Source organism: Limosilactobacillus reuteri subsp. reuteri, from assembly GCF_000016825.1.
GTDB lineage: Bacteria > Bacillota > Bacilli > Lactobacillales > Lactobacillaceae > Limosilactobacillus > Limosilactobacillus reuteri.
This window is the reverse complement of sequence record NC_009513.1, coordinates 1,223,596-1,241,983: the sequence shown is the minus strand read 5'-3', so window position 1 is coordinate 1,241,983 and position 18,388 is coordinate 1,223,596. Positions and strand designations below refer to the sequence as shown.

Sequence of the window (18,388 nt, the reverse complement as noted above, 5' to 3'; positions counted from 1 at the left end):
ATTTTTCATATATGTTAATCTATAATGTAAGAATATAATTAACCTACAATTGAAGGGAGCATAATGTTTAATGACGATTGTTGATAAAGCTAAAGAAGTCCAAGAAAAAATTATTGCTGCATGCAAGCGAAGCGGTCGAGATCCCCAAGACGTTCAACTGTTACCAGTTAGCAAAAATCATCCGGCAGCAGATATTGCAGAACTTTACAAAGCAGGATGGAACAATTTTGGCGAGAATTATGTTCAGGAATTAGCCAAAAAGCATGATGAATTACCAGCAGACATTAACTGGTATATGATTGGCCACCTTCAACGTAATAAGGTTAAATACATTGCTGATTACGTTACAATGATTCAATCGGTTGACTCCCTTAAACTAATGAATACGATCGAAAAAGAAGGGAGAAAGCACGATCGAATAATTCCGATTTTAATTGAAGTTAATGTTGGAGAAGAAGAGAGTAAATTTGGGGTTAAGCCAACTTTGCAAGATTGCATGGAATTAGCTGAGGCAAGTCTTCAATTGCCACATGTAAAGTTGCGGGGATTAATGACTAGTGCTCCCTATTATGATGACCCAGAAAAAACACGGCCGATTTTTCGCCGCCTACGTGAATTGCGCGATGAAATGAACAACCAAAATGATCAATTAAAATTAGATGTTCTTAGTATGGGGATGACCCATGATTATGAAATAGCGGTAGAAGAAGGTTCAACCTGTGTGCGGGTTGGGACAGCTATCTTTGGCCCTCGTGATTACTCTAACCGGCAGTATTAAAGGAAATGTGCTATGTCTAGAATTAAACGTCTACAGAAGAAATTTGAAAAATTATATATCGATGCATTTTTAGTAACGGATGAAAAAAACATTTATTACCTTACTGGTTTTAACCTTATGAGAGGCGATGGATGCCTCTTAGTAACAAAAGATAATGCGATTATTATTACTGATGACCGGTACCAACTTGCATTAGAAGAATTTGAAAATGATGAAGTTGTGGGAATGATTACCCGTGACTATTACGGTTCACTTAATAAAATATGTCAGGGGATGAAAGTGACGGTTCTTGGATATGAAGATACAGTTACTTACGCCTTATTTGATGTGCTTGATGAGCAGATGACAGCAGATCTTGTTCCCTTCCACCAACAACTTGAACGGATGCGAATGATTAAAGATAGTGATGAAGTAAATGCTTTGCGGGCTTCTGCAGACTTACATTCAGCAGGATACCAGTACCTTTTAGAAAATGTTCACGCTGGGATGACCGAGCGCCATGTTGCGAACTTACTTGATTTTTGGATGAAGGAACATGGAGCGAGCGGGGCCTCTTTTCCGACAATTGTCGCTAGTGGCAAAAATGCGGCCAAACCGCATGCTACGGCTTCAAAAAAGGTGATTGAAGACGGCGATATTGTTACTGTTGATTTTGGCTACTACTTCAATGGCTATACGGCAGACATGACTAGAACATTTGCCGTTGGTTCAATTGATCCAGAATTACGTGATGTTTATCAAATTGTCAATGAGGCGCGTGAAGCTGTAATTCAAGCTGCTCATGTTGGGCAACAAGGTGATCAACTTGACTTTGCGGGACGGCAATTAATCGAAATAGCAGGTTATGGGGATGAATTCAACCATGGAATGGGACATGGAATAGGCTTATCGGTTCATGAATTGCCTGCTAGCTATGGACCAAGTGCTCAAAATATTAAATTGCGGAACAATGAAGTTATCACTGTTGAACCTGGTATCTATATTCCTGAAATTGGCGGGGTCCGGATAGAAGATGATATTCTGGTTACTCACGGTGGAGTTGAAGTGCTGACGAAGGCGCCAACTGACCTAATAATCGTAGGAAAATAGTATGCAACTTACTAGTCTGTATAATAATATTAATCAACAGGGAATGACGGCAATTAGAAATCATCAAGAACAGCTAGATCGTAACTTGCTAAATCCTGATAAAGATATGCGGCGAGGACTGACGCTTACTGCTTCACTTCCTGCGCATGTTAGCCGCAATATTATGTTTTGCCTGCAAAAATTGGCTGCAATTGAACCTAACCAATACTTCTATCCTCCTGCTGACCTGCATATTACGATTATTGACCTTATTGCAGCTAGCTCAGACTTTTTGCTCTCAACATTTGAAGAGGAAAAATATAAAAACGTAGTAGGGCAGATTATTTCACAAATTGGACCGATTCACTGGCGTTTAGCAGGAATGATCACTAGTTCAGGAGCGCTTCTTGTAAAAGGGTATTATTCAGCAGAATTATCAACTTTACGGAACACACTTAGGAAAGAACTGCCGTTACATGACTTGTTGCTAAAAGAACGATATCCAACAATTTCAGGACATGTGACGGTTGCACGGTATACTAGTCCTATTCAGCAGGCAGACCGTTTCTTGAAGACGTTAGAAGGATTTAAATCAATTAATTTCGGGCAATTTACCACATCTAGTCTCGATTTAGTCGTTCATGATTGGTATAATCATAAGTCGCGGTTAATTTCTATACTGTCGCTAGGTTCCTAATTGACCAAGTTGTTGCAATTTGTTCGAACATAGTGCAGAATAGAAATGATTACTATAATTAAGAGAAGAAATAAATTGGAGGGCTGACGATGGCTGAAGAATCAAAGATTGTTTTAAGTAGTGAAGACAAGTCACTCGGGACAATTCAAATTTCGCCACGAGTTTTAGAAATTATTGCGGGGATTGCCGCAAGTGAAATCGATGGTGTTTCAAAGATGTATGGTTCATTTGCAAATAGCGTAAGTGAACTTTTGGGACGCTCTGATCGCCGGCGTGGGGTAAAGCTTTCCAGCAATGATGAAAAATTATCACTTGATGTGGATGTTTATGTTGAATATGGTGTCTCTGTTCCTAAAGTAGCGGCAATGATTCAAGATAAGGTTAAACAACAAATCACATTAATGACTGACTTAAAAGTAAAAGAAGTTAATGTTCATATTAAGGGAATCGTAACATCTAAAGAAGACCAACAAGTAGACCCTAATGACTTGTTTGGCGAACATCTTAACGACGAGGCTGGTGAATAAAATGAGTTTGAACCGACACATGATTCGTGAGGAGGCTTTCCAAGTTCTCTTTGCTTTGCAATCAGATTCTGAAGCTGATATTCAAACCGTATATGAGGCGATTCCTCATCATGATGAAAAGCAAATTCCGCCTTATTTACTAACTTTGGTAAATGGGGTGCGGGAACATCAAGATCAGCTTGACGAACAAATCAATGATCTCCTGGCAAGCGGATGGACGATTAACCGTTTAGCAAAGCCAGATTTAGTGATTTTACGGCTTGCTCTATTTGAAATTCAATACGCTGAAAATGTTCCAACAGTAGTAGCAATTAATGAAGCATTGGAACTTACGAAAACATTCAGTAGTGATAAGTCACGTAAATTTATCAATGGAGCCCTTGGTAAATTTGAAAAACAAGTCAACGAAAATAATTAATATTACTGTTAACAATAATTATGGGGTGGAAAATGAAGTGATAAACTTCTGATTCCACTCCTTTTTTGCTTAAGCGCAATATTATTATGGTAGAATATAAAATGGAAATTTAACGAGGAGGAATCACTGTGACGACAATTATTGATGGCAAGGCCCTTGCTAAAAAAATCAACTCCCAGACGAAAGAACTAGTAGCACAGTTAAAAGAAAAACAAAATATAATCCCGGGAATTGCAGTCGTGATTGCTGGTGATGATGTAGCGAGCTTAATCTATACCCGAAATAAGCATAATAAGGCTATTAAGTTAGGAATCAATTCAGTTTTAAAAAAATTTCCTGCTGATGTTAGTCAAGCTGAGCTGCTTGCCGAAATTGAAAAGCTGAATCATGATGACACAATTGATGCCATTCTTGTTCAACAACCCCTTCCTCCTCAATTGGATCCAGAAGTAATCACCAATGCTATATTGCCAACTAAGGATGTTGATGGCCTTAATCCCCTAAACCTAGGAAAACTATTTGCCAATCAACATGGTAATTATCCCGTGGCTTGTACACCTCGCGGAATTATGCGGATGTTGGCAGAATATAATATTGATTTACAAGGGAAAAATGCAGTTATCGTTGGTCGGAGTATTTTAGTTGGTAAACCTCTTTTAGCTCTTTTAAATAATGCTAACGCAACTGTAACAATGGCTGGAAGAAGTACTGGCGACCTTTCTGCTTTAACGAAAACAGCGGATATTTTAATTGTTGCTACTGGTGTGCCTAACCTTATCAAGGCGACAGATGTAAAACCAGGAGCAGTGGTAATTGATGTGGGAATTAATCGTTTAAGCAATGGTAAATTGACAGGGGATGTTGATTTTGAAGCGGTAAAGACAAAAGCTCAGGCAATCACTCCTGTTCCAGGTGGCGTAGGACCAATGACAATTGCAACATTAATGGAACAAACAGTTGATTTAGCGTGGTGGAGGCATCATGGATAGAAGCCAGTATTTAACAGTTAGTGAATTAACTAAGTATTTGAAAATGAAGTTTGACCGGGATCCATACCTACATACGGTTTATTTAACCGGTGAGCTTTCTAATTTTCGTTTACGGCAAAAGCATCAGTATTTTAGTTTAAAAGACGATAATGCTGTGATCGATGCTGTAATGTTTGAGCATCAATTCCGGAAAATTAAATTTACTCCTGAACAGGGGATGAAAGTTTGTGTAGTCGGTCATGTAAGCTTGTATGAAAAAAGTGGTCGCTACCAGATTTATATTGATCGGATGGAGCCAGATGGTCTGGGCTCTTTATACTTAGCGTTTGAACAACTAAAAAAGAAATTGAGCGCTGAAGGTCTATTTAATTTACCTAAAAAACAGATCCCAATGTTTCCAAAACGAATTGCAGTTGTTACTAGTATTGATGGGGCAGTTATCCGGGATATTAATACGACTGTTCGACGCCGTTATCCAATTGCTCAAGTTGTTCTATATCCTACTGTTGTTCAAGGAGATAAGGCAGCGGCGGATATTGCTAGACAAATTAACCGTGCCAATGACCGCGGCGACTTTGATACCCTTATTATCGGTCGAGGTGGGGGATCAATGGAAGACTTATGGCCTTTTAATGAAGAAGTAGTTGCCCGTGCAATTGCCAATAGCAAAATTCCGGTAATTTCATCAGTTGGTCACGAGACAGATACAACAATTGCCGACCTCGTAGCTGATCAACGCGCAGCAACCCCAACTGCTGCTGCTGAATTAGCAACGCCGGTAAAACTAAACGATGCATTAATGACACTTAAAGATGATCAGAATCGTTTATTAAATACGATGCGGACTAAAATTAATTTTGACCGCCAACAATTGAATAAACAGCTGCAAAGCTATATTTTTCAGCAACCGACAAGATTATATGAAAATTATGCGCAAAAGGTTGACCAATTAACTCAACAGTTAGGTCAAGCAGCGCAAAATAAAATGCAAGAGCTACAAATGAACGTGGAAAGATTAAGTGGGCGTTTAACGGCGGCTTCTCCACTGCATCGGGTTCAACAACAAGAACAGTTAGTTGATCAATTAAAAAAACAATTGGTTACAGCCTCACTTGCCAGCCAAAATGAAAAGAAACAACAAGTGACAACTCTTATTAAACAATTAGATTCACTGAGTCCCCTTAAAATTATGAGTCGGGGATATACGTATGTAACGAGTGATGAAAAGGTTGTTAATCATGCCAGTCAATTAACGGTTGGGCAAAATGTTCACCTGCATTTTGATGACGGGGAAGTTCAAGCAGAAATAAAAAAGGTAAAGGAGCACTAAGATGGCAACAGCAAAACCAACATTTGAAGAACAATTAGCACAATTACAACAGATCGTTAATCACCTTGAACAGGGGAATGTGCCACTAGAAGAAGCCCTTCAACAGTTTCAAGAAGGAATCAAGCTTTCTAAAGAATTACAAACGAAGCTAACAAATGCTGAAAAAACGCTTGGTCACTTAATTGACGATAATGGCGATGAAAAAGTCTACGAAAAGCAAACCGATGACCCAAGCAACAATGGCGGTGGTAACCGTGGATTTGGTAGCGCTGATGAACAATAAGCAACGGAGCAGAAAAAGATGAGTACACCATTGCCGATTTTAAAAGAACAGATTGAAAACTATCTCAGCAAGTCACTGGCCGCAGATGTTGATCAGGCAACTTTAAGGGATGCCATGAATTATTCCCTAATGGCTGGGGGCAAACGGCTGCGTCCAGCATTGACGCTTGCAACGATTGAGATGCTGGGTGGCACGCTTAATGATGATCTGCTACGTGCGGCTTCTGCATTGGAATTGCTTCATACATATTCATTAATCCACGATGACCTTCCAGCGATGGATAATGATGATCTACGCCGCGGAAAACCAACTAATCACTGTAAATTTGGAGCGGGCATGGCAACTTTAGCAGGAGATGGATTATTGACGATGGCCTTTCAGTGGGTTGCCGATAATCACCTTCCAGCTAATATTCGGAGCCAATTAACCCTTGAACTTGCAAAAGCCGCGGGACCATCTGGAATGGTTGCTGGTCAGGCGCGGGATATTGAAGGTGAACACCAACATCTAACTTTAAACCAATTGAGATACTTGCACCGTCAAAAAACGGGGGAATTGATTCGCTATGCTGTTTTGGCAGGTGGGATTATGATGGATCAATCTGCTGAAATCAAACAAGAGCTAGCAGCATTTGGTGAAAACTACGGGTTAGCATTTCAAATCTATGATGATTTAATGGATGTCCTCAGTACTACTGAAGAGATGGGAAAAGCTGTTCACAAAGATGCTGATGAGCAAAAAAATACTTATCCAGGATTGCTCGGTGTAGATGGCGCAAAGGAGCAGCTACAGATAGCTTTAGCGGCTGCTGGCCAAAATCAAAAGAATCTTGAAAAGCTTACTGGCAAGTCGTTTGCTGGTTATGATGACTTTTTAGCATATTTTAAATAAGGAAAGGGATTATGAAAAAAGAACGTGTAGATGTATTGTTAGTCCAACAAGGGCTGTTTGACTCTCGCGAACAGGCAAAGCGGGCAGTGATGGCAGGAGAAATTCTTGGCAAAAATAATGAACGATTAGATAAACCAGGACAAAAGATTCCGATTACCACAACCCTTCACATGAAAGGTCATAAAATGCCGTACGTTAGTCGGGGTGGCTTGAAGTTAGCGAAAGCATTAAAGGTTTTTGATATTTCAGTTAAGGACAAGACGGTTTTAGATATTGGTTCATCAACTGGTGGCTTTACTGATGTAATGTTACAAAATGGGGCGAAGTTAAGTTACGCTCTTGATGTCGGAACTAATCAGTTAGTTTGGCAATTACGGGAGGATCCCCGGGTAGTTGTTATGGAGCAGACCAATTTTCGTTACAGCAAGTTAGCAGATTTTACCAGTGGTCAACCAGAATTTGCTTCGATTGATGTTTCGTTCATTTCCCTTCGTTTGATCTTACCACCATTGGCACAGATACTGAAAATGGGTGGTGAAGTAGTAGCGCTGATTAAGCCGCAATTCGAAGCGGGCAAAGAGCATGTTGGCAAAAATGGGATCATTCATGATCATAAAGTTCACCGGGCCGTTTTGGAAGAAGTACTGACTTTTGCCCGTGAAGATCATTTCGACATCCTTGGATTAGACTATTCACCAATCAAAGGGGGACAAGGAAATATGGAATTTTTAGTTCACCTACGCCTAAGTGAGAATCCGGGGATCGTTGCCGAAAAAGTAAATATCGATAAGGTTATTGCAGCCGCGGATGATGATTTGAATCATAAGGAATAAATAAAGGTGACTTAATCCATGAAAAAAGCAGAACGACAACAAAAAATTCGGGAAATCATTACTAATGAGAGCATTGAGCGGCAAGAAGATCTTGTTGCGCATCTGCGTGAAATGGGATTGACAGTTACTCAAGCGACTATTTCGCGCGACATTAAAGAAATGCAACTGATAAAGATTCCTGCTGATAATGGGGGCTATCGTTATGGCTTGCCAGCATATCATCACCAAGGACATGAAAACCAATTAGCACAAACCCTTCAAGACAGTTTGGAACAATTAAAACGTAATGACTGTTTCTTAGCGTTAACGGTTCATCCCGGGAATGGCCCGGTAGTAGCTACCTTAATTCGCAAAATGGATTTTCCAACGGTTTTCACAACAATTGGTGATGATGGAAATGTCCTTGTAGTTTGTATGTCTCCAGAAGCAGCAATTAAATTAGAAGAAAAGCTTAATGCAATGCTCGACTAGGCGAGGTGAAAATTTTTGTTACAAGAATTGACGATTGATAATTTAGCAATTATTAAGCACTTAACCTTAACTTTTGCTGACCAAATGACTGTTCTAACGGGGGAAACTGGTGCCGGAAAGTCAATTATTATTGATGCAGTCGGGTTGTTGGCCGGTGGTCGTGGGTCGCAGGAATTTATTCGCCGTGGAGAAGAAAAATTAAGTCTTCAAGGGCAATTTGCGATTCCTGATGATCCTGAATTTGATAATCTACTTGAATCGCTAGGAATTGACCATGAAGATGGAATCTTAATTGTCTCTCGGGAAATTCATCGTAATGGTCGTAATATTATCCGGATCAATGGGCAACTGATTAACACGGCAACTCTTCGTCAAATTGGTGCGGGATTAGTTGATATTCAAGGGCAAAATGAACATCAACAATTAATGCAACCTGAGACTCATTTAGGAATGCTCGACCAATTTGCGGCTAAAGAGGTTCAGCCTTTACTTCAAAAATATCAAGAAGAATATCAAGCTTATTCTAAACTCAAAGCTGCTGTAAATAAAAAACAAGCAAATGAACAACAATGGGCGCAGCGATTGGATATGCTTCGGTACCAAGTTAATGAAATTGCAGAAGCTAATCTAAAAGAAAATGAAGAAGATGAATTAATTAGTGAACGTGATCGATTGGAACACTTTCAACAAATTAATAATGCTCTTCAACTAGCTGTGACGACCTTTAATGAAGGTGAGCAAGCGCCTGTTTTAGATCAAGTTGCCACGGTGATGGACTCAATCAATGCAATTGCTGAATTTGATGATGCTTATGATAATCTTAGTAAGGCACTTAATGATGCTTATTACGCTCTTCAAGATGTAGCGAATGAAGCTAGTCAACAATTAGATATGCTTGAATTTGATGATGAACGGTTAGCTCAGATTGAACAACGGTTAACTACTATCGGTGATCTTGAACATAAATATGGCGATACATTGGCAGATGTTTTGAAGTATTATGATAAGATCAAAAAAGAACTCGATTCGATGGAGGCCGCGGCTGATTCTAGCAGTGACCTAGAGCAACGGTTAGGAGAAGCTGAAAATAAGATTCGAGAGACCGGTCGTAAATTGAGTCAGGTAAGACAAAAAGCTGCTCATGAACTTGGTAAAAAGGTTCACCAGCAGCTTAAAGAGCTTTACATGGAAAAAGCAGAATTTGAAGTTCGCTTTGCTAATCAAAGTCGGGAACAATTTACACCGACGGGAATTGACCAGGTTGAATTTTATATCCGAACTAATCCGGGAGAATCGATGGGACCATTAGCAAAAATTGCTTCTGGTGGTGAATTGTCACGGGTAATGTTAGCCCTAAAGACAATTTTTGCGCAAAAGGAAGGCGTTACTAGTATCATTTTTGATGAAGTTGATACTGGGGTGAGCGGACGGGTTGCCCAAGCAATTGCTGATAAGATTCGCTTAATTGCTCAACATTCACAGGTTTTATGTATCACGCACCTGCCACAAGTAGCAGCCGTTGCGCAACACCATTTCCTTATTAAGAAATCTGTCCATGATGACCGGACAACTACTCGAGTTACGCCATTGAAAGAAAACGATCGGGTTGAAGAACTTGCGCGAATGCTATCGGGTGAAAAGATTACCCAATTGACAAAAGAGCATGCGCAAGAATTGCTTAATATGGCAAAATAAAAGGGAGAGAGAAGTGGGGAAAACCTTGTAACGACGCGAAGCTAGTTCCACGTTATCTTGCTACTATTCCGTAAATGAGTAGAGGATGAGAAAAAACTTTTGTTTTCTCTCATCCTCCACTACTTTTATGAGCAATAGAAAGATAACGTGGAAAATAACCACAAGGCTCGAGTCTAAGTACGAACGATAATCAGCCCGTGCCGTGCTAATCATCGTCCTAGCTTAGCCAACCGCCTTGTCGAGGAGGTTATTTTCCACTCTCTTTAAATCCAATATTATAAATTCGCAATGTATCTAATCTGATCAAAGTTAACAACGTAACTCACATTTTGATTCGTAATAAGGTATCGATTGCTATTTGCTAATTGGGCAATATTACCAGTAACATTTACCGGATAGCCATCATTGTTGATCGGCATTAGCTGAAACGTTGCTTTAATCTTATCTTTAATAGCTCGTTTTAAAAATAATTGTCGTTGTTTAGCAGGTTGGGGAGTAAGCAACCCTGCTTGCTGATCGTCAGCAGGTGTTTCTTCAAAAATATGGCGAAGTTTCTTACTAATAATTTGTGGCGTAAATTTAAAAATAGACTTTTGTTCAATTTGCATAATCGCGCCTCCGAACATTTGTTTGATTATAGTATACGAACATACATTCAGAAATGCAAGCAAAAAGCTCAATAATTTTTTGTTATTCAGATGCTTGATTTCAGTACTAATCTAGTGCATTATAGTATTAATACGATTAAATAAATAGGAGCGTTATAATGGCAAATCGTGGAATGTTAATTGTTCTTTCAGGTCCTTCCGGGGTTGGGAAGGGGACTGTTCGAAAAGCTATCTTTGATTCAAATGATAATGATTTTCAATATTCAATTTCGATGACAACTCGGAAACCACGTCCTGGAGAAGTTAATGGTGTTGATTATTTCTTCGTAAGCAAAGAAGAGTTTGAACACCAAATTCAAACTGGTGGGATGTTGGAATATGCTAAGTATGTTGACAACTATTACGGTACCCCATTAAAATATGTTAATGAGACCTTAGATTCAGGGAAAGATGTTTTCCTTGAGATTGAAGTTAACGGAGCAATGCAAGTACGGTCTAAGTGCCCAGATGGCGTGTTTATTTTCTTAACCCCTCCTGATTTGGATGAATTAAAGCAACGATTGATTCACCGGGGAACTGATAGTATGGAAGTCATTAATAAACGAATTCATAAAGCATTTGGTGAAATTCAAATGATGCAAAACTATGATTATGCAGTAGTTAATGACGAAGTACCAAATGCAGTTGAAAAGATTAAAGACATTATTCGTACTGAACGGCTTCGTGTTACCCGTGTAATGCCACGTTATCTTGAAATGTTAGGAGATGCCGAAAAATGATCCTTTTTCCATCAGTTGATGAATTATTAAAACATATTGATTCTCGTTATTCATTAGTTATGCTTGCTAGTAAGCGTGCCAATGAATTAGATGCAGGAGCTGCCCCATTACTTGAACATTATGATTCAAGCAAATCAGTTGGGAAGGCCCTTGAAGAGATTTTGGCTGGAAAAGTTACGATCGATCCTGATCATACTGAAGACTTACAGGATTAAAATAAGCTGGATAAACAAAAGTAAGGGACTAGGGCAGGATTGTCACTGGCCCCTTTTTTGCTTCTAAAAATGCTATAATCAATTAAGAAAAAATAAGTTGAGGTGACATAATGACACGAATTGCAGTGTATCTTACAGGCAGTATCGCTGCTTACAAGGGAATCGAAGTAGTGCGTGGGCTGCAAAAAATGGGACATGAGGTTCGCGTAGGAATGACTGACGCCGCTACTAAGTTAGTCACTCCTGCTACTCCTTTTGCCTTGACGAAAGCACCAGTTCTTACTGACCTATGGGATGAGCATTCAACGCCTATTCCTCATATTGAGTTAGCTGATTGGTCAGAACTAGCAGTAGTGGTACCAGCATCAGCAAATATCATCGCTAAAATGGCAACAGGACTGGCTGATGATGCTGTTTCTACCACCTTATTAGCAACTAGTGCTCCTAAAATTGTAGTTCCAGCAATGAATAGCCATATGTGGTTGGCCCCCGCAACTCAACGAAACATTACTCAACTTAAACAAGACGGGGTCAATATTATGCCGCCAGTTAGCGGAAGATTAGCTGAAGGATATGCTGGCCGCGGGCGTTTACCAGAGCCAGCAGCAATCTGCCAATATATAGAGGACTTTTTAACTAGCAGTCAAGCTTTAAAGGGCAAGCACGTGATTGTTACTGCTGGCGGAACACGTGAAAATATTGATCCTGTTCGTTTTATTGGTAATCGGTCCTCTGGTAAAATGGGGATTGCACTTGCCAACGCCGCGGTTCAAGCAGGAGCTAAGGTAACCTTGATTGCCGGTCAAGTTACCGTCTCGCTTCCACAAACACCAGCGATTGAAGTTGTGCGCGTAACCACAACTGAAGATTTATACATCAGTTTAAAAGAACGATTTTCGCAAGCAGACATTTTAATCATGGCGGCCGCGGTTGCTGATTATCGACCAGTTGAAACAGTTGGTCATAAGATTAAGAAAAAAGATGGTGACCCGCATCTTACCATTACGCTTACTGAAACGATTGATATTTTAAAGAATATTGCGAAGATGAAGCAAACCGGTCAATACGTCGTTGGGTTTGCAGCGGAGACAAATGATCTCTTGGAAAATGCTAACCGTAAACTTGCTAGCAAAAATGCGGATATGATTATTGCAAACAGCGTGGCAGGGGAGACAGGGGCATTTGGCAGTGACCAGAATCAAGTGACCATCTTACAAAAAGATCAAACGCCAATTAAATTAGCCCGGCAATCTAAAGCTAAAATTGCAAACGAGATTATTGAACTAGTTAGTGCAAAATTAAAGTCAGGTGATTAAATGCCAGAGTTGGCACAGGTAGTTGTTGACGTTCCAACAATGCAAACAAACCAACCATATACTTATCAGATTCCGCCAAAGCTTGAAAAACAAATCCAGGTCGGGGTAAGAGTGATTGTGCCTTTTGGAAAGGGAAAACGGACTGTTCAAGGATTCGTTGTTGCCCTTGACAATGCATCCCAATATGAGGGAGAACTTAAACCAATTCAGGCGATAATGGATCTTCAACCGGTAATTAATCCTGAATTAATGAATCTTAGCAAATGGTTGGCTGATACTACTTATTCTTTTTGGATTTCTTGCTTATATACGATGTTGCCTAACTTATTGAAGGCTAAGACTACCAGAATTATTCGAATTATAGATGAAGTAGACGAACATGTTGCCTTTGATATTTTTCATGGTCGAGATGAATTAGAGATGGCGGCGGTACAAGATAAACCGGCAATTTTAAGTGAATTGTTCAAACTGCAAAAGGAAGGAAAGATAGCGATTGAATACCAAGTGGAAGACCGGGCCAAGGCTAAAACGGTGACTGGTATTCGCTCTTTACTTAACTTTGAACAACTGGAAGATGAGCGCGCATCCCTTCATGCCAATGCGCATGCTCAAAACCGCCTTCTTTCATATTTACAATCAATTGGCAGTCAAGTTGTTAAGCAAAAGGATGCTGAACATAAAACTGGTTTAAAAGCAGCCACCTTCAATCAGGGACAACAGAAGGGATGGTTAGAGAAAACACCAGTTGAAGTATATCGACAACCCTTGGCTATGCAGGTCACTCCTGATGATGCTCATTTAGCAGCCCCCCTGCAGCTCAACGCCGATCAACAAAATGCCGTTAACCAGATTAATCAAGCAATCGACAATCATGACCCTAAAGTTTTCCTCTTACAAGGAGTTACGGGGAGTGGCAAGACAGAAGTATACTTGCAATCGATTGCTAATGCTCTTCAACAGGGAAAGACAGCATTAATGCTTGTACCTGAGATTTCATTAACTCCCCAGATTGTTAACCGTGTGCGGCGACGATTTGGTTCCAAGGTTGCTGTTTTACATAGTAGTTTATCAAACGGGGAACGGTATGATGAATGGCGGCGGATTGAGCGAGGAGAAGCGCAAGTAGTTGTGGGTGCCCGTTCAGCAGTCTTTGCTCCATTGACCAATTTAGGGCTAATCATTCTTGATGAAGAGCATGAATCTAGTTATAAACAAGATGAATCACCCCGTTATCAAGCGCGTGAAGTAGCTAAATGGCGGGGGAAATATAATCAAGCGCCTGTAGTCCTTGGTTCTGCTACTCCTAGTCTGGAGAGTCGTGCGCGAGCAGTAAAAAACGTTTATCACTTGTTGCGTCTTCCGCACCGGGTAAATAAACAGGAATTGCCGCCAATTGAAGTGGTTGATATGCGGGATGAAATTAAAAAATACGGGGAGAGTAACTTTTCGCAGAAACTATTAACCGACTTAAATGACCGCCTGCAAAAGAACGAACAAAGTATTTTAATGCTAAATCGACGGGGATTTTCGTCCTTTATGATGTGTCGTGATTGTGGAAATGTCTTAAAGTGTCCGAATTGTGATATTTCTTTGACACTTCACATGGATACGCGGACAATGAAATGTCACTATTGTGGTCATGAAGAACCAATCCCCCGTGAATGTCCCAATTGCCATAGCCATCAGATTCGCTACTATGGGACCGGAACAGAGAAAGTTGAGCAAGAATTGCATCAATTATTACCCCAAGCCCGGATTATTCGCATGGATGTTGATACCACTCGGCGGAAGGGAATGCATGCAAAATTATTGCGACAGTTCGGTCAACACCAAGCGGATATTTTATTAGGAACCCAGATGATTGCAAAGGGGCTTGATTTCCCTAATGTTACCTTAGTAGGAGTCTTAAATGCTGATACTGGTCTAGGCTTACCAGATTTTCGTGCTAGTGAACGGACTTTTGATTTGCTAAGTCAAGTTAGTGGTCGGGCTGGTCGGGCAAATAAGCAAGGAAAAGTTATTATCCAGACATATAACCCCGATCATTACGCTATTCAAGATGCCAAAACACATGATTACGAAAAATTCTTTAACCAGGAAATGATGCTGCGAAGACAAGCCAGTTATCCGCCATACTATTACACCGTTCGTTTGATGGCTAGTCATCCTGAAGAAGCCAAAGCAGCTCGGGCAATGGCAGATATTTATGGCCGCCTAAAGCAGGGATTATTATCTTCGACGGTTATTCTTGGCCCCACCCCGCGAGCGATTGCCCGAATGAAGCGTCGTTACTATTACCAAATTGTCATCAAATATAAGAAGGATCCGTATTTGCATCAGCTATTGTTTGATATTCTTCAGGATACGCAAAGTCGCGGTTTTAAGGATGTCCAAGTAAGCATCGATCCAGATCCACAGTATTTTATGTAAAAGAAAGGATGTTATTAATGTCAACATCAGTCGTTTTTATGGGAACACCGGAGTTTGCTGTTCCGATTTTACAAAGTTTAATTGATAATCCAGAATACGATGTTCAAGCAGTTCTTACCCAGCCAGACCACCATATCGGCCGGAAACGTACTCTTCATCAATCGCCAGTTAAAGAGTTAGCTGAACAATATAATATCGAAGTCTTACAGCCGGCTAAACTCAGCAAAAGTCCTGAAATGGAGAAAATTATTAGTTTACAGCCTGACTTAATGATTACTGCTGCTTATGGGCAATTCCTTCCAACAAAGTTATTGGCGGCTGCTAAAATTGCGGCAATCAATGTTCACGGTTCATTACTGCCAAAATATCGTGGAGGGGCTCCAATTCAATATTCCATCATTAATGGTGACAAAGAAACCGGGGTCTCCATTATGTACATGGTTAAGAAGATGGATGCGGGAGATATTATTTCACAAAGGTCTATTCCGATTGAAGACACTGATGATAGTGGCACGATGTTTAAGAAGCTTAGTTTACTAGGAAGAGACTTGCTGTTAGAAACGTTGCCTAAACTTATTAGCGGGGATGTTAATCCGGTCGCTCAAGATCCGGATAACGTAGTCTTTTCTCCCAATATTACTAGTGAACAAGAACAGATTGATTTCCGCCTTCCAGCACATTTAATTGATGCGAAGGTGCGGGGATTACGGCCGGCTCCTCTTGGTAACATGGTTATTGATGGATTACGTACAAAAATTTACGATGTGACCCCATTAGAAGAAAAAACAGACCTTGAACCAGGAAAAGTAGTGCGGGTCACGAAACATCAATTAGTAATTGCTGCTGGAGATGGAACGACATACCAGATTAATAAGTTAAAGCCAGCAGGGAAAAAGGCGATGGACATTACATCCTACCTTAATGGACATAAAGATATTACAGAGGGAGGCCAAGTTGTAAGTGAAGACTAAATTTCAACCGCAAAATGCGCGTGAATTAGCTTTAGTGGCGCTTGAAGGGGTTGTCGAAAATGGTGCATACTCAAACTTGCAGGTTGACCAGTTATTAAAAAAGTACCCGTTGGCAGATAAAGATCGCCGGTTGGCAACCAATATTATTTATGGTGTTTTGCAGCATAAACTTACCCTCGAATATTGGCTGAATGGGTTTATCCAGGGAAAACGGCTTGATCCTTGGGTAAAGACGCTTCTTTTGTCTGCACTTTACCAGTACCATTATTTAGAACGAGTCCCAGATTGGGCGGTAACTGACGAAAGTATTGAAATAGCTAAACGCCGAGGAAATCCAGGTATTCGAAAGTTTGTCACTGGTGTTTTACATGCCATTTTGCGGAAAGGATTACCTGACCTGCGACAAATTAATGAACGTGATTTGCGGTTAAGTATCGAAAACAGTGTGCCACGGTGGCTAGTCAATGAGCTGACTGGGGAATATGGCGAAGAAGATACTGAAAAAATACTCCAATCAATTAATGAGCCAGCTCATCAAGTAATTCGGGTTAACACCGCCAAAACTGACCTTCCGACCGTCAAACAAACTTTGGATGCTGCTGGAATTGAATATCAAGAAGGCCAAGTTGCGCAAAATGCCTTAGTAATTACGAAAGGTGAAATTATCAGTTCCGATCTCTTCAAAAATGGCGAAATCACTATTCAAGATGAAAGTGCCATGTTAGCCGTGGAAAGCATGCATATTGAACCGGGGGATAAAGTCCTGGACGCTTGTGCAGCTCCTGGTGGGAAGACTGTTCAAATAGCAGAAACTCTCGCTGATGAAGACGGTCACGTTGATGCGCTTGATATTCACCAACACAAGGTTAGATTGATCGAAAAAAATGCTCGTCGACTAGGGGTTGAAAAGCGAGTTACCGCTCATGCCCTTGATGCACGGGAGGTTGATCAACTTTTTGATGATGAAAGTTTCGATAAGATTTTAGTTGACGCACCTTGTAGTGGGATCGGACTTTTACGCCGGAAGCCAGAAATTCGTTATACAAAGACGCTAAATGATAGCAAGCAATTACATAAGATTCAGTTAGCAATTTTAAATGCGGTTGCCGCAAAAGTTAAAAAAGGCGGTATAATCACATACAGCACGTGCACAATTTTACGACAAGAAAATGATGATACTGTTCAAGCGTTTCTAGCTGAACATCCGGAGTTTGAGTTAGTAAAAACAACAACTGCACGAAAAGTTAAGGATAATCGTCACTCACCAACCTTAACTATATTACCGAGTGACTTTGATTCTGATGGCTTCTTCATCAGTAGCCTTAAGAAGGGAATATAATAAGTTAATGAAAGCTGCTTATCAAACAGATATCGGCCACCAACGAAAGCAAAATCAAGACCGGGTTGCTGTGTTTACTAACAAGCTAGGCAATCAATTAATGGTTATTGCTGATGGAATTGGCGGCAATCGTAGCGGAGATATCGCTGCAGAGCAAACAGTTGCGACTTTGGGGAGTCAGTTTAAAAAACGGCCCCCGCAGACATCAATGGAGGGGATCCGTTGGTTTGCTCGTGAAACCCAATTAATCAATAATAAAATCTTAGCGCAATCCAAACGTAATCTTCGCTTGCAGGGGATGGGAACAACAATGGTCGCCACTATTACATTTAAGGATGCGGTTGTGGTTGCTAATATTGGTGATAGTCGAGGATATATCCTTCATCAAAACCTATTAACGCAGATTACAGTAGACCATTCATTGGTTAATGAATTGGTAAAAACGGGAGATATATCAGAAGATGAAGCACTAAAGCTACCCCAGAGCAATATAATTACAAGGGCAATTGGAATCTCTCCTGATGCACAAGTTGATGTAAACCGCTTTGAATTAAACGAGGGTGATCAACTGTTAATGTGTTCTGATGGCTTGTTTAAGACTGTTTCTAAGGAGCAGATTATCAAGGTGCTTGAATTGCCGATACCGCTTGAAGAGAAATGTGCTCAACTTATAAAAATGGCAAATGATGCCGGCGGACCAGATAATATTACCGTTTTAATTGGGATTAATAGTAACCAGGAGGGATAGGA

At 40.4% G+C, this 18,388-nt stretch carries 20 protein-coding genes; 19 read left to right on the top strand and 1 reads right to left on the bottom strand.

The features are described 5' to 3' along the window. Positions 1–70 precede the first annotated feature (70 nt). From LREU_RS06235 to recN, 12 genes are all read left to right on the top strand, one after another. Positions 71–778, top strand: coding sequence for a YggS family pyridoxal phosphate-dependent enzyme (locus LREU_RS06235; RefSeq protein ID WP_003668415.1), 708 nt, complete (start codon positions 71–73; stop codon positions 776–778). Between the two features lie 12 nt (positions 779–790). Continuing rightward, entirely contained in the window at positions 791–1,867 is a 1,077-nt protein-coding gene (locus tag LREU_RS06230) for a M24 family metallopeptidase (RefSeq protein ID WP_003668413.1), read from the top strand. Position 1,868: 1 nt separating this feature from the next. Beyond that, positions 1,869–2,543 (top strand): 2'-5' RNA ligase family protein, encoded by a 675-nt coding sequence (locus LREU_RS06225; RefSeq protein WP_003668411.1) that lies wholly within the window; start codon positions 1,869–1,871, stop codon positions 2,541–2,543. 89 nt (positions 2,544–2,632) lie between these two features. Next, the gene (locus LREU_RS06220; protein ID WP_003663867.1) at positions 2,633–3,070 is read left to right on the top strand and encodes an Asp23/Gls24 family envelope stress response protein; all 438 of its coding nucleotides are present in this window, start codon (positions 2,633–2,635) and stop codon (positions 3,068–3,070) included. 1 nt (position 3,071) lies between these two features. Continuing rightward, entirely contained in the window at positions 3,072–3,488 is a 417-nt protein-coding gene (nusB, locus tag LREU_RS06215; protein WP_011953504.1) for a transcription antitermination factor NusB, read from the top strand. Positions 3,489–3,616: 128 nt separating this feature from the next. Further along, positions 3,617–4,477, top strand: a complete 861-nt coding sequence (locus tag LREU_RS06210) for a bifunctional 5,10-methylenetetrahydrofolate dehydrogenase/5,10-methenyltetrahydrofolate cyclohydrolase (RefSeq protein ID WP_003668408.1) — start codon at positions 3,617–3,619, stop codon at positions 4,475–4,477. Beyond that, complete coding sequence (xseA, locus tag LREU_RS06205; protein WP_003668406.1) at positions 4,470–5,807, top strand: exodeoxyribonuclease VII large subunit; 1,338 nt, start codon at positions 4,470–4,472, stop codon at positions 5,805–5,807. The genes LREU_RS06210 and xseA overlap by 8 nt, the downstream gene beginning before the upstream one ends. 1 nt (position 5,808) lies before the next feature. Next, positions 5,809–6,090, top strand: a complete 282-nt coding sequence (locus LREU_RS06200) for an exodeoxyribonuclease VII small subunit (RefSeq protein WP_003663862.1) — start codon at positions 5,809–5,811, stop codon at positions 6,088–6,090. Between the two features lie 18 nt (positions 6,091–6,108). After that, positions 6,109–6,981 (top strand): polyprenyl synthetase family protein, encoded by an 873-nt coding sequence (locus LREU_RS06195; RefSeq protein WP_003668404.1) that lies wholly within the window; start codon positions 6,109–6,111, stop codon positions 6,979–6,981. 11 nt (positions 6,982–6,992) lie between these two features. Beyond that, the gene (locus LREU_RS06190; RefSeq protein WP_003668402.1) at positions 6,993–7,814 is read left to right on the top strand and encodes a TlyA family RNA methyltransferase; all 822 of its coding nucleotides are present in this window, start codon (positions 6,993–6,995) and stop codon (positions 7,812–7,814) included. Positions 7,815–7,832: 18 nt separating this feature from the next. Continuing rightward, positions 7,833–8,285 (top strand): arginine repressor, encoded by a 453-nt coding sequence (locus LREU_RS06185; protein ID WP_003668400.1) that lies wholly within the window; start codon positions 7,833–7,835, stop codon positions 8,283–8,285. A 15-nt stretch (positions 8,286–8,300) separates the two neighbouring features. After that, on the top strand, positions 8,301–9,980 hold the full coding sequence (recN, locus tag LREU_RS06180; RefSeq protein WP_003668399.1) for a DNA repair protein RecN: 1,680 nt from the start codon (positions 8,301–8,303) through the stop codon (positions 9,978–9,980). 275 nt (positions 9,981–10,255) lie between these two features. Here recN and LREU_RS06175 read toward each other — a convergent pair whose 3' ends face one another. Continuing rightward, positions 10,256–10,606 (bottom strand): hypothetical protein, encoded by a 351-nt coding sequence (locus LREU_RS06175; protein ID WP_003668397.1) that lies wholly within the window; start codon positions 10,604–10,606, stop codon positions 10,256–10,258. Positions 10,607–10,746: 140 nt separating this feature from the next. Here LREU_RS06175 and gmk point away from each other — a divergent pair, with 140 nt between their 5' ends. From gmk to LREU_RS06140, 7 genes are all read left to right on the top strand, one after another. Continuing rightward, complete coding sequence (gene gmk, locus LREU_RS06170) at positions 10,747–11,367, top strand: guanylate kinase (RefSeq protein WP_003663856.1); 621 nt, start codon at positions 10,747–10,749, stop codon at positions 11,365–11,367. Then, positions 11,364–11,582: a DNA-directed RNA polymerase subunit omega gene (gene rpoZ, locus LREU_RS06165; protein ID WP_003663855.1), complete on the top strand. Its 219-nt coding sequence runs from the start codon at positions 11,364–11,366 to the stop codon at positions 11,580–11,582. The genes gmk and rpoZ overlap by 4 nt, the downstream gene beginning before the upstream one ends. A 110-nt stretch (positions 11,583–11,692) precedes the next feature. Next, the gene (gene coaBC / locus LREU_RS06160; RefSeq protein WP_003668395.1) at positions 11,693–12,898 is read left to right on the top strand and encodes a bifunctional phosphopantothenoylcysteine decarboxylase/phosphopantothenate--cysteine ligase CoaBC; all 1,206 of its coding nucleotides are present in this window, start codon (positions 11,693–11,695) and stop codon (positions 12,896–12,898) included. Further along, the gene (priA, locus tag LREU_RS06155; RefSeq protein WP_003668393.1) at positions 12,899–15,328 is read left to right on the top strand and encodes a primosomal protein N'; all 2,430 of its coding nucleotides are present in this window, start codon (positions 12,899–12,901) and stop codon (positions 15,326–15,328) included. A 17-nt stretch (positions 15,329–15,345) separates the two neighbouring features. Then, on the top strand, positions 15,346–16,299 hold the full coding sequence (gene fmt, locus LREU_RS06150) for a methionyl-tRNA formyltransferase (protein ID WP_003668391.1): 954 nt from the start codon (positions 15,346–15,348) through the stop codon (positions 16,297–16,299). After that, positions 16,289–17,638 carry a 16S rRNA (cytosine(967)-C(5))-methyltransferase RsmB gene (gene rsmB, locus LREU_RS06145; RefSeq protein ID WP_003668390.1) on the top strand — a complete coding sequence of 450 codons (1,350 nt, stop codon included), beginning with the start codon at positions 16,289–16,291 and terminating at the stop codon, positions 17,636–17,638. The genes fmt and rsmB overlap by 11 nt, the downstream gene beginning before the upstream one ends. 7 nt (positions 17,639–17,645) lie before the next feature. Continuing rightward, positions 17,646–18,386, top strand: a complete 741-nt coding sequence (locus tag LREU_RS06140) for a Stp1/IreP family PP2C-type Ser/Thr phosphatase (RefSeq protein WP_003668388.1) — start codon at positions 17,646–17,648, stop codon at positions 18,384–18,386. Positions 18,387–18,388 lie beyond the last annotated feature (2 nt).

Bases quoted from the DNA above. Each gene is read 5' to 3' on its own strand.
- LREU_RS06235 (WP_003668415.1), top strand. From the start codon at position 71: ATGACGATTGTTGATAAAGCTAAAGAAGTCCAAGAAAAAATTATTGCT.
- LREU_RS06230 (WP_003668413.1), top strand. From the start codon at position 791: ATGTCTAGAATTAAACGTCTACAGAAGAAATTTGAAAAATTATATATC.
- LREU_RS06225 (WP_003668411.1), top strand. From the start codon at position 1,869: ATGCAACTTACTAGTCTGTATAATAATATTAATCAACAGGGAATGACG.
- LREU_RS06220 (WP_003663867.1), top strand. From the start codon at position 2,633: ATGGCTGAAGAATCAAAGATTGTTTTAAGTAGTGAAGACAAGTCACTC.
- nusB (WP_011953504.1), top strand. From the start codon at position 3,072: ATGAGTTTGAACCGACACATGATTCGTGAGGAGGCTTTCCAAGTTCTC.
- xseA (WP_003668406.1), top strand. From the start codon at position 4,470: ATGGATAGAAGCCAGTATTTAACAGTTAGTGAATTAACTAAGTATTTG.
- LREU_RS06200 (WP_003663862.1), top strand. From the start codon at position 5,809: ATGGCAACAGCAAAACCAACATTTGAAGAACAATTAGCACAATTACAA.
- LREU_RS06195 (WP_003668404.1), top strand. From the start codon at position 6,109: ATGAGTACACCATTGCCGATTTTAAAAGAACAGATTGAAAACTATCTC.
- LREU_RS06190 (WP_003668402.1), top strand. From the start codon at position 6,993: ATGAAAAAAGAACGTGTAGATGTATTGTTAGTCCAACAAGGGCTGTTT.
- LREU_RS06185 (WP_003668400.1), top strand. From the start codon at position 7,833: ATGAAAAAAGCAGAACGACAACAAAAAATTCGGGAAATCATTACTAAT.
- LREU_RS06175 (WP_003668397.1), bottom strand. From the start codon at position 10,606: ATGTTCGGAGGCGCGATTATGCAAATTGAACAAAAGTCTATTTTTAAA.
- gmk (WP_003663856.1), top strand. From the start codon at position 10,747: ATGGCAAATCGTGGAATGTTAATTGTTCTTTCAGGTCCTTCCGGGGTT.
- rpoZ (WP_003663855.1), top strand. From the start codon at position 11,364: ATGATCCTTTTTCCATCAGTTGATGAATTATTAAAACATATTGATTCT.
- coaBC (WP_003668395.1), top strand. From the start codon at position 11,693: ATGACACGAATTGCAGTGTATCTTACAGGCAGTATCGCTGCTTACAAG.
- priA (WP_003668393.1), top strand. From the start codon at position 12,899: ATGCCAGAGTTGGCACAGGTAGTTGTTGACGTTCCAACAATGCAAACA.
- fmt (WP_003668391.1), top strand. From the start codon at position 15,346: ATGTCAACATCAGTCGTTTTTATGGGAACACCGGAGTTTGCTGTTCCG.
- LREU_RS06140 (WP_003668388.1), top strand. From the start codon at position 17,646: ATGAAAGCTGCTTATCAAACAGATATCGGCCACCAACGAAAGCAAAAT.